Source organism: uncultured Methanobrevibacter sp. (genome assembly GCF_905235195.1).
Taxonomy (GTDB): domain Archaea; phylum Methanobacteriota; class Methanobacteria; order Methanobacteriales; family Methanobacteriaceae; genus Methanarmilla.
Genome location: NZ_CAJOKH010000070.1, coordinates 1 through 11,584 on the forward strand (window position 1 = coordinate 1; position 11,584 = coordinate 11,584).

At 24.5% G+C, this 11,584-nt stretch carries 6 protein-coding genes and 1 pseudogene; 6 read left to right on the top strand and 1 reads right to left on the bottom strand.

The features are described 5' to 3' along the window. The 4 genes from QZ146_RS07990 to QZ146_RS08005 form a co-directional block, all read left to right on the top strand. Nucleotides 1-3,200 (top strand): right-handed parallel beta-helix repeat-containing protein (locus QZ146_RS07990; protein WP_295723333.1); only part of this gene is annotated, 3,200 nt, incomplete at its 5' end. A gap of 77 nt (nt 3,201-3,277) precedes the next feature. Beyond that, nucleotides 3,278-4,693: an MATE family efflux transporter gene (locus tag QZ146_RS07995; protein ID WP_295723335.1), complete on the top strand. Its 1,416-nt coding sequence runs from the start codon at nt 3,278-3,280 to the stop codon at nt 4,691-4,693. Nucleotides 4,694-4,890: 197 nt separating this feature from the next. Next, nucleotides 4,891-6,522, top strand: a complete 1,632-nt coding sequence (locus tag QZ146_RS08000; RefSeq protein WP_295723337.1) for a radical SAM protein — start codon at nt 4,891-4,893, stop codon at nt 6,520-6,522. 370 nt (nt 6,523-6,892) lie between these two features. Next, nucleotides 6,893-7,795, top strand: coding sequence for a CBS domain-containing protein (locus QZ146_RS08005; protein ID WP_295723339.1), 903 nt, complete (start codon nt 6,893-6,895; stop codon nt 7,793-7,795). A 163-nt stretch (nt 7,796-7,958) separates the two neighbouring features. Here QZ146_RS08005 and QZ146_RS08010 read toward each other — a convergent pair whose 3' ends face one another. Continuing rightward, nucleotides 7,959-9,719 carry a hypothetical protein gene (locus tag QZ146_RS08010; RefSeq protein WP_295723341.1) on the bottom strand — a complete coding sequence of 587 codons (1,761 nt, stop codon included), beginning with the start codon at nt 9,717-9,719 and terminating at the stop codon, nt 7,959-7,961. A gap of 449 nt (nt 9,720-10,168) precedes the next feature. On the opposite strand from QZ146_RS08010, the gene QZ146_RS08015 reads away from it, so the two are divergent. Together QZ146_RS08015 and QZ146_RS08020 are read left to right on the top strand one after the other, a co-directional pair. After that, complete coding sequence (locus QZ146_RS08015; protein ID WP_295723344.1) at nt 10,169-11,089, top strand: deoxyhypusine synthase; 921 nt, start codon at nt 10,169-10,171, stop codon at nt 11,087-11,089. 219 nt (nt 11,090-11,308) lie between these two features. Next, nucleotides 11,309-11,584, top strand: a pseudogene (locus tag QZ146_RS08020) (hypothetical protein); the annotation flags it as partial.

Sequence of the window (11,584 nt, forward strand, 5' to 3'; positions counted from 1 at the left end):
TTAATAATGATTATGATACTTCTTCAAATTATGAAAATTATAATAATCAAATAAATGAAAATAAATTTATTAATAATGATTATGATACTTCTTCAAATTGGTATGTTAATGGAAGCCAAAATAAAGATGGTAATGGAACAATGGAAAGTCCATTTAATAATCTTGAAAGTTCATTAACACATTCAAATGATGGAGATACAATATATATTGCCTCTGGAACATATAAAGGTATTAAAAATCTTAATTTAACTATTAATAAAAGATTAAATTTTATTAATTATGGTGATGGTGAAGTAATTTTTGATGGGGAAGATAAATATCAGATTTTTAATGTTACTGCAAATTCATTGAATATTACGGGTTTAACATTTATCAATGCTCGTTCTTTTACAAATGGAGGATGCATCAATTTTGAAACAGATTTAATAAACAGTGCAATTAATGCAAATTTCATTAATAGTTCAGCAGTATATGGAGGATGCATCAATTTTGAAACAGATTTAATAAACAGTACAATTAATGCAAATTTCACTAATAGTTCAGCAGAATATGGAGGAGCAATATTTTTCAATGGGGATGTTATTAATAACATTTTTATTGGTTCATTTATTAATAATAAGGCATTAGTTCATGGTGGTGCTATTTATTTAAATTCTAAAACAAAAAATAACTTGTGGAATATTATTTGTAATGGAAATTATGCTTCATTTGAAGGTGGGGCTATTTATATAGATGATGATTCTTATAATAATACTTTTAACGGTGTTTTCACAAATAATATAGGATATTTTGTTTCTGGAGGTGCAATTCTTTTTAATAAATCTTCAAATAATGATATATTTAGTGGAAATTTTTATAATAATACTGCAACATATTATGGTGGTGCAATCATGTTCTATGATAAAGTAAATTATTGTCTATTTTCAGGTAATTTTTCATATAATATTGTTACTGCCGGCTCTTGTGCTGCCTTATGTTTTGATTATAATTCTGTTGTTGAACATTGTAATTTTTCAGGTAATTTCATTCATAATCATATAAATCCTTTCCAAACAGGAGGAATAGGTTTTTTAGGTATTGCTAATAATAATATTATAGATGGTTATTTCCTTAATAATTCTGAGGGTTCTATTTATTTTGGTCAAATATCTACTAATAATACAATTAATGCTACTTTTATAAATCATACTTCTCTTTATATAGGTGTTATTCATTTTGAGGATATTTCTATTAATAATATTATTGATTCTAAATTAATTAATAATAAAGTAACAGTAAAGCATGGGGCTGCTATAACATTTTATGCAGGAGCTATAAATAATATTATAAAAGGGGAATTTATCAATAATACTGCAGAATCTAATGGGGGAGCAATTGCTATTTATCAAGCTTTAAGTTATATTGAACCTGTTTATAATCTTACAATTTCAGGAATTTTTATCAATAATACTGCAAAAGAAAAAGGAGGGGCAATATATATCGATTATGCTTATAAGGTCTTATTTGATAATTGTACTTTTGATAATAATTATGGATTGCAAGGAGCTGCAATTTTTATAGATAAAAATGTTAATGCCACTATAATCAATTCAAAATTTACTAATAATAACAATGATACTATAATCAAAAATGATGTTTTAGGTGGTGCAATTTTTCTAAACACTTCTAATATTACTATTGATTCATGTGTTTTTGATAATAATCAAGCATTTTATGGAGGAGGAATTTTTTTCAAAGAGGGTGGTATTGTAATCAATTCTAAATTTATTAATAATAAACGAAGCTTCCGTGGATCTGGAATTTACTTTAATAATGATGGAATTGTTATAAATTGTAATTTAACTAATAATACTGGTGAATTAGATGGTGGAGCTATATATTTCCAATCTAATGCTACTGTAATAGATTCTATTTTCACTGAAAATTATGTATCTTTTAATGGTGGTGCATTATATGTTAAAGGTTTAGCTAATATTACTAATTCTCAATTTACACATAATAATGCTACTTTTGCTGGTGCAATCTACTTAGAAAACTTAGGATATATAGAATCATCTATTTTTAATGGTAATTCTGCTAATAGTGAGGGAGGAGCAATTTTATCCAATAATGTCCTAAATATTACTAATTCTACCTTTACTAAAAACACAGCACAAATTAAAGGAGGAGCAATTATAACTTATGGTGGTGGAATAATTAGAAATTCTAATTTTATAGATAATTCTGCTTATTCTGGAGGAGGTATATCCACTACTAATACATTAAATATTTCCCAAAATATATTCCAAGATAATTATGCTACAGATGGAACAAATAATTTTAATTTAGAAAATAATTCTATATTAAAATATATAGTTAATCTTAATTTAATAGAAATTAATGATATTAAATATGGGGATAATGTTAAAATTAATATTTCAGTAATTTGTGAAGGTAAACCATTAAATGAGGGTAATGTGGCTGATATTAAAGGTTTAGAATATTCTGCAAAAGTGTATAATGGAATAGCAGTTATTGAAATCCCAAATTTAAATGTTGGTAGTTATGCTGTTAATGTCTATTATAATGGTGGGATAAATTATACTCAAGCATTTTTACCTGTAAAATTTGCTGTTTTAAAACAGAATGCAAAAATTTTAGCTAAATCTAAATCATTTGTAATTAATTATGCTGACAAATATTCTATCATATTGAAAGATGTTAACAATAAACACATCACTGGTTTAAAAATATCATTTAAATTTAATGGTAAAAATTTATATGCTACTACTAATTCTAAAGGTATTGCTACTATTAAATTTAGTGCAGATATTCTTAAAAAGGCCAAAGCAGGTAGACATAATATACTAATTACTTTTAATAATAAAAATTATACAATTACTAAGACTGTTAAAATAAGTATTAATAAAGAAAAAACAAAATTGATTGCTCGAAATATGAATTTTAAAAAATCTTTAAAAATTAAAAAATATACAGTTATTTTAAAAAATATTAAAGGTAAAGCTATTAAAAATGCTAAACTATTATTAAAAATTAATGGTAAACCACATATTTATCAGGTTAAAACAAATTCTAAAGGTATAGCTTATTTTAAAATAACTAATTTACAAGTTAAGGGTAAGTTTACAGCTAAAATCCTATTTAAAACAACACCTTACTATCAAGCTATTAGTAAAACTGTTAAGATTACTGTACAATAATATTACATTATTAAACATTGTATTATTGTTTAATCCTAATGATTACACTTTAAAATTTTTAATTAATGATATAATTTATGGTTGATAACATGGAAGCAAATACTCCTGATATTTTAAAAGAAGACCCCAAAGAATCTATAATGAAAATTGCAGTACCAATTATGGTTACAATGATAATAACCACACTTTATAATATAATAGATGGAATGTGGATTACTGGTTTAGGAATAAATGCAATTACTGGTATTAGTTTGATAACACCACTATTTACTATAATTAATGGTGTTGCAACAGGATTAGGTAATGGGATAATCAGTACTATTAATCGTTTTAGGGAGGAATATGGAAACGATTCAGCTTCTACAGTAGCTAGTCAGGCTATAGTCATTAGTATAGTTATTTCAATAGGATTAACCATTGTTTTATTTCTATCTTTAAATTCTTATTTATCTATTTATGGAGGATCTTATCTTGTAAATAAAGAAGCATTTTCTTATGCTAATCCATTATTTTTAGGTTTAACAGGTTTTGTATTGCCTATTATTTTTTCAAACATTCTTAGAGCTGAAGGAGATACTAAAAGATCTATGTATGCTCTTTCACTCGGATTAATTTTGAATGCAATATTGGACCCTGTATTTATATATACATTAAAATTAGGTCCAGCAGGAGCATCTATATCAACAATTCTCACATCAATACTTAGTGGATTGATAATGTATTATTGGATTTTCATTAAGAAGGATATTTCTACTAAAATTAATATAAAAAAGGTTTTAAAATCAAAATGGGATTGGTTTATCACAAAAGACATTTTAAAAACAGGTATTCCAGCTTCTTTAGTATTATTTGTTTTATCTTTATCAACAGGGGTTTATTATGTATTCATTAATTTAGTTGGTGGTGGATTGGGTATATCCATATATTCTTCAGGTTATAGGATTTATCTTTTAGGGGTTATGCCGATTACATCAATTTCAAATGCATTGGTGATTCTTATTTCATCATTTTATGGTTCTAAAAATATTAAATTTTTAAAACGTGCCCATACTTACGGTACAATTAGTGCTTTTAATATTTCATTATTAGTTTGTGCAATATTTTTCATATTTTCAGATCAAATAGCTTCTATATTTATGGTAACTACGAATTATCCGCCATTAACTGAGGGTATTTCTCAGTTTGTTAGTATTACTGCCTTTTGTCTCCCATTTTTAGGATTAGGATTACCTTCTGCCTATTTATATCAGGGAACAGGTAAGGCTTATATGAGTTTATTTTGGACAATAATGTCTGAATTAATATGTGTAATTCCAGCAGTGTATATTATTGTATTTTATTTCCATGCTGGATTAATTGGTATATGGACTGCTTTTGTTGTTGGAAGAGCTATTTCAAATATTTTGAATCTCATATATGCCCGTATATATATTCACAAATTAGAAAAAAACCTTGATTTTGAGCTTGTTGAAAACTATAATATCAACTACTAAAAAATAATATAGAAAATTTCTTCTAAAAATTTTCTCAAAACATTTTAAAAAATGAAAATATAAAGTATTTAACAAGTTTTTTCTTAAAATAAATTTGGTGGGTTAATAATGCAAATTAACTATCATTACAAAAGTTTTTAAAAGAATCAATTAAAATAATAGAAAAAATTATATAAGATAATTAATATATTACATTTATGTTATATGAAGAGAATATTACTTTAAAGTCTTTGGATGATATAGATGTTAGATTTGGTTTAATTTATCCAGATGTTTATGAAAATGTTAATTTATCTACTGGATTTGAACTTTTATATCATATGTTAAATGATAGAAATGATTGTTATTGTGAAAGATTTATTTATCCTCATACCAAAAGTTTAGAAACAAAATCATCTTTAAAAAAATTTGATATAATAAGTTTTACTATACATCATACAGATGCTTTTTTTAAAATAATTGAAATATTGAAAAAAGCTGATATACCTATATTACGTGAAAACAGAACAAATGATGATCCATTAATTATTATAGGAGGTCCAATAACAACATCAAATCCTGCACCACTAAGTAAATTCATAGATATTTTTTGTATTGGTGAAGGTGAATGTATATTAAATAAGTTAATAGATAAATTTAAAAAATTTGAAAACCCTAAAGAACACTTAAAAGAATTTCTAGATATTCAAGGAGTATATATTCCTAAATTTAATAATCATACAAAAATAGCTTTAATTGATAATATGGATGAAAAATTTCACAACACTAATCCAATTATAGTTAAAAATGAAGATAATGAAATTGTTAATACTATTCGACTTGATGTTTTAAGAGGTTGTAGTCATGGATGCAGATTTTGTATGGCCGGTTATTTATATAAACCTTCACGAGAAACATCTTTAGAAAAACTAATAGAAATTGCTGAAGAGGCACGTGAAAATACAGGTATAACCTCAGTATTTTTAGTAGGGCCTGATATAGCTGATCATTCTAGATTTATTGAATTAATAGATGAACTCAATAAAAGAAATTTTAATGTAGGACTTCCATCTATAAGGATAGAAAAAATTTCTAGAAAAATGTTACAAGATTTAAAAGATTCAGGGACAAATAGTTTTGATATAGCTCCGGAATCAATTCATAAAATTAGAATATCACTTAATAAAGATTTTACTGATGATAAAATAGATTATGTTATGAAAAATGCATTTGATATGGGTTTTAATTTAAAATTTTTATTCTTAATAGGTTTTCCACAAGAAACAAATGAAGATATAGTTGATTTAGCAAAATATATTAAATCTATTATAAAAACACGAGATAATTTTGATAAGAATCTTGAATTAGATTTCAGAGTGTCTCCTGCAGTTCCAAAAGCACATACTCCCCTTCAATGGCATCAATTTGATATGGATTTGATTAACTATAAAATTGATGTATTATTAGAGGAATTAAATGATTTGAATCTTGAATGTATTGGAGAAACTATGATGGGTATTACTTATACTAATTATTCTATTAATTTGAGATTTGATTTTAATTCAAATGAAAATTGTTTAAAAGATTATATTCTAAGTTGTGGAAATAGTGACGTTGGGGATTTAATAATGAATCATAGTTTTAATAGTCCTTTATCCAAATGGGAAAAATATATTCCAAAATATGATTTAGACGATGAATTGCCGTGGGATTGTATAGATTTAGGTTATAGAAAGGGTTTTATTAAGGCAGAATATAAAAGAATGCTAAAAAATAAGTTAACATTATGGTGTGGCGAAAATAAATGTTATAATTGTAAAGATAACTGTTTTAAAAACGATTTTATTTAATTTTATATTAATGTCATAAAGATTTATACTAAATGTTTAGCTATTGACTAAAAATCAAAATTATAAAAGATAATTTGTTATTATAAATTTTTATTTATAATTATTTTTAATGATAGATTATATTTTTTATATAATTTTTTTAATTTTTCGGCTTATTTATTATAGATTTAAAAAATATAGTATAATTATTTTAATTAGAATAATTATAATTAATTTTTAATATAATAAAAATATATCTGCATGTTTTTATTATAGATTATTTTAGTAATTTATAATTATAATTATAATTTATCATGATTTTTTACAAAAGTTTTAATATTATAAAAAAGAAAATAAGTATAATTTTAATAAACTTCATGAAGGAATTTTTATGATTACATTTGTACAAAAGGAAATACTACAAAATTTAATTAATTTGTATCAAACTTCTGAATGTAAATCTATAAAGGGAGAACAAATTGCAGAAGTGATGGGTAGAAATCCTGGAACAATAAGGAATCAAATGCAAGCTTTAAGAAGTTTAGGTTATGTTAAAGGAGTTCCAGGTCCTCGTGGAGGATATAAACCTACAATTGAGGCATATCATAATTTGAATATTCCTGTATCTGATCAAGATTCTAAAGTTCCAATAGTTGTGGATAATGAAAAATTAGAAGGATTATCTGTTGCAAAAATTGAATTTACTAGTGTTCCTCATCCTGCAGAATGTGAGGCGGCTATTAAGATTTTAGGAAATATCAAAACTTTAAATATTGGGGATATTATTAAAATAGGTCCAACACCAGTAAATAATCTTGGAGTTATTGGTAAAATTGTTGGCCGTGACGATACAGATAATATTCTTCTTGTTGAAACTAGTACCATTAGAAGTATTCCTAAAAAAACTGTTAGTGAAATAGGAACTGAAGATTTAATTATCTTATCACCAAACACTACAATTCGTGAGGCAGCTTCAATATTTACAGAATATACTATTAATGGTGCACCTATAATTGTAGATAATGTTGCAGTTGGAATGTTAACGGTTACAGATCTTGTTAGAGCTATTGCAGAAAATAAGGAAGATGCATCTGTAAGTGATTTTATGTCTGAAAGGGTGGTAAGTGTTAATAAGGATATGAGAATTGCAAATGCTGTAGAGATTATGTATAAATATAAAATTGGAAGATTAATTATTACAGATGATAATAATAATCCTGTAGGTATTGTTACAAGAACAGATCTCATTGAATCTATGACTAATCTTAAGAAGTTTCCTGTAACTAATGATTAGTATTATTTTTACTTTTCATTGCTTTTTTTTTAATTTTTTCATCTTTTTTTTGTTGTTTTACATATTTTTATTATAATCAGTTATAAACAAGTATAATAAAAGTTTAGTAATTTACTATAATTCTAATTTTAATAAAAAGGTTTAATAGTAAACAATTTATTAGTTAAACAATTATTATATCATCAATTTCTTCTATTTTTGCACGTGCTAATTTACGTATTCTAGGGAATTCATTTTCATCTCTTGCAATTTCATTTAATATATTTTTATCATCAGTCATTTCTACAACGATTTTATGGGTTTCATAATTTTCCTGACTTAATGCAAGAGCTAATATTTTCCCTTCGCCTTCTTTTGAAACTTCATTTATTGTTTCTTTAAATTTAGTGATTTGCTCTCTGCAGTGTTTTTGACGTTCCCTGATAAGACCTAATTTATTGTCTGATGAATTTGATTCTTCTTTTTGAGGATATCTTTCTTCTAATTTTTCATAATAAGATAATGTTTTCTCATAGGGTGAAAGTAAGGTGTCTATAAAGAATTTTTTATTTAAAATAAAATCACTAAGCTCTATATCTTGATTTTTACTTTCTTCATATACCTCGTAGAATAGTTCACAGTCTGTTGTATTATTTAAAATCTCAATTAATGCTTCTTTAACGTTACCTAGTTTCTCATTTGCAATTGCACGAATCTCCCAAATAGGATCATTTTGAGCAATATCTAAAAGTGTATTTTCATCACTAATTTTTTCAACTATTGTTTTTCGAATATTAGCATTTTTGGTATTTTCAAGAATAGTGATTAAATATTCCTCATTTTGAATTTTTTTAATTATACTGGTTTTAACATTAATAGATTCATCTGAGTGGTAAATATTATATAAAATATCTTCATTATTTATTTTATTAATTATTTCTAATTTTATTTTTTCATTATCTGTATTATCATAAATTTGTTTTAATTTGCCATCATCATCGATTTTACAAGTTATATTTTTAATTACCTCTACATCATTAGTTTTTTGTGCAATATAGGTAAGTAAATCTTCATCATATATTTTATCAATAATAGCATTTTTATATTCTGTATTTTTAGCTTCAAGAGCTATTTCACATAGAATGTCTTCATCTTCTATTTTATCAAGTGCAATATATCCCATTTCATTGTCTTTATTTTTTATTGCTATTTCTTTTAAGTCGTTAATATCATCAATTTTTGTTGTTGCAAGTCCTCTAGTGTTTAGACAATTACTATTTAATGCAATATTTTTAAACTTCTCTAAATCATTTATCTTCTCAAGTGCAATAATACCAATATCAATATCATCATCCTTTATTGCTATTTGTTCTAATATGTCTTCATTTTCAATGAGGTCAGTTGTAACGTAACGAGTTTCCATACATTTACTATTTAATGCAATACAATAAATGTCTTCAATGGATGTGATATGGCTTAATGCGAATTTTCCTACGATAAAATCACTATCTTGTATTGCTGCTAATTTATATATTTTTTCATCATTAATTTTTGAAAGTGCAAGAGTACGTATATGAGCATCTGAATCTTCACGAGCAACTTTTTTAAGGGTAGCTAAGTTTTGTATTTTATGAACTGCTAATTTTCTCAAATTTGAGTTTTTACATTTAATAGAAAAGTCATTAAGTAATTCCACATTCTTAATTTTTTTTATGGCATCTGATGCATTGTTTATATCTTCATCATAATAAGCTATCTCAAGATATCCATAATCTTCAGATCCTATTCTCATATATGCAGCACTTCTAACTTGCCATGAACTATCTTCATGAGCTATATCAATAAGTTTTTCTAAACTTAAATCAGCAGTTTTTATAGTGTAAATTCTTTCTTCTATAGTATCACTATAAATTCCTTTTTTATTTATTTTATCAACAAAAGACATATTATCACTATTTGCACTTGTTTAATTCATAATATTATATTTATTATATTCATATATATTGATTTATATATATTTTTCTTTAAAATATTAAAATTATTAGAATTTATTCTTATAATTTTAAAAATTGGGATGATTTTTTTTATTTTAATTATTCTTTAATTTATAAAAGTTTTATTTCAATTATATATTCTAAGGATTTAATTATATTTTTATAAGTTTTTCCATTAATATTCAAAATATTTAATTATATTTTTATAAGTTTATTTTCTATTATATATTCAAAAGATTTAATTATTTTAATAAATTTAATAAATATTATAAATAATAAATTCAATTTTATATATTAGTTAATATTTATTTTAAATTAAAGTGATATGATGGAAGAGTATAATTTAAATAACTTTGCATCAAATGTTAATCATAAATTAAAAGCTCATAAAGTTAAACAAATGGATTTAAAAAATGAAATGACGGTTAATGAACTTATTAATGAATTTGACTCTTCAGGAGTTTTAGGTTCAGGTAGAGTATCAAGAGCTAGAAATTTACTTGTCGAAATGATTAATGATGATGATATGCAAATATTTCTATCTGTAGCAGGACCTATGGTTCCAGGTGGCCTTAGAAATATTATAGTAGATATGATTAGAAAAAAACAAATACGCACTCTTATTACTAGTGGTGCAAACTTAACTCATGATCTTGTTGAGGCTTTTGGTGGAAGACACTATAAAGAATTAGGTTTTAATGATGAAGATTTAAATGATGCAGGTATTGGAAGAATTGCAGATGTTTATACACAAGCAGGTGATTTTGAAATATTTGAAGAAAATTTCTCTCGAATATTAAAGAAAATATCTAAAAAATATAATAATGATAAAGATAAAGGTATTATTTCTGTTGAAACATTATTATATGAAATTGGAATGTGTATAGAAGATGAAAATTCCATACTTTATAATGCTTCAAGATGTGGGGTTTCTATTTTCTCACCGGGTATTATTGACAGTATGATTGGTTTACAGTTATTTATATTCTGTCAAGACCATAATCTTCACCTTGATGTTGTAGCGGATATGCATCATTTATCTGATATAGTCTTTGAGAGGGAAAAAGTAGGGGCTATTATGTTAGGTGGAGGTATTCCTAAACATTATACCTTAGCAAGTAATCTTCTTAAAGGTGGTATTGATGCTGGATTTCAGATAACAATGGATAGGCCTGAAACAGGTAGTTTAAGTGGCGCTCCACTTGAAGAGGCAATTAGTTGGTCTAAAGCTAAGCATAAATCAAATCTTGTAACGGTTATTGGTGATACTAGTATTTTATTCCCACTAATATATGCAGGTGCAATGGACCAGTTTAAATAAAATTATTAAGTTTAATAACTTATTAATAATTTTTTTTAGTGAAATTAAATATTTTTTTTAAATTTTCAAAATTTAATTTATTAATCTAATCAGAAATTTTATTTAAATTTTAAAATTTAATTTTTATATATAATCACTATTTTTTTTAATTTTAAAAATTTCAATTTATTTTTTATAAAAAAAAGAGTCTGTAAAATTTTCTAGGCCAATATCAATGCAAAAAAATGCAACAAAAAATTTGGAATAAATAATAATCCGTTAATAAAAAACAATAAACATTATTTACAAGAAATCATTGATAAAATACCAGAAATAATGAAAATAGGATATCAATCACTACGAAAAATAATCAAATACTTAGAAATATTCCTTGAAATACAAATATTCTACCAAACAATACGAAATTGGTCCCAAAAAAATCATGAAAAAACAATACATAATAAAGAATTCGAATATTCTGGATATTATTTATATGATGAGCAATTTTTAAGACTT

Coding starts and splice junctions, on each gene's coding strand:
- QZ146_RS07995 (WP_295723335.1), top strand. CDS start 3,278: ATGGTTGATAACATGGAAGCAAATACTCCTGATATTTTAAAAGAAGAC.
- QZ146_RS08000 (WP_295723337.1), top strand. CDS start 4,891: ATGTTATATGAAGAGAATATTACTTTAAAGTCTTTGGATGATATAGAT.
- QZ146_RS08005 (WP_295723339.1), top strand. CDS start 6,893: ATGATTACATTTGTACAAAAGGAAATACTACAAAATTTAATTAATTTG.
- QZ146_RS08010 (WP_295723341.1), bottom strand. CDS start 9,719: ATGTCTTTTGTTGATAAAATAAATAAAAAAGGAATTTATAGTGATACT.
- QZ146_RS08015 (WP_295723344.1), top strand. CDS start 10,169: ATGGATTTAAAAAATGAAATGACGGTTAATGAACTTATTAATGAATTT.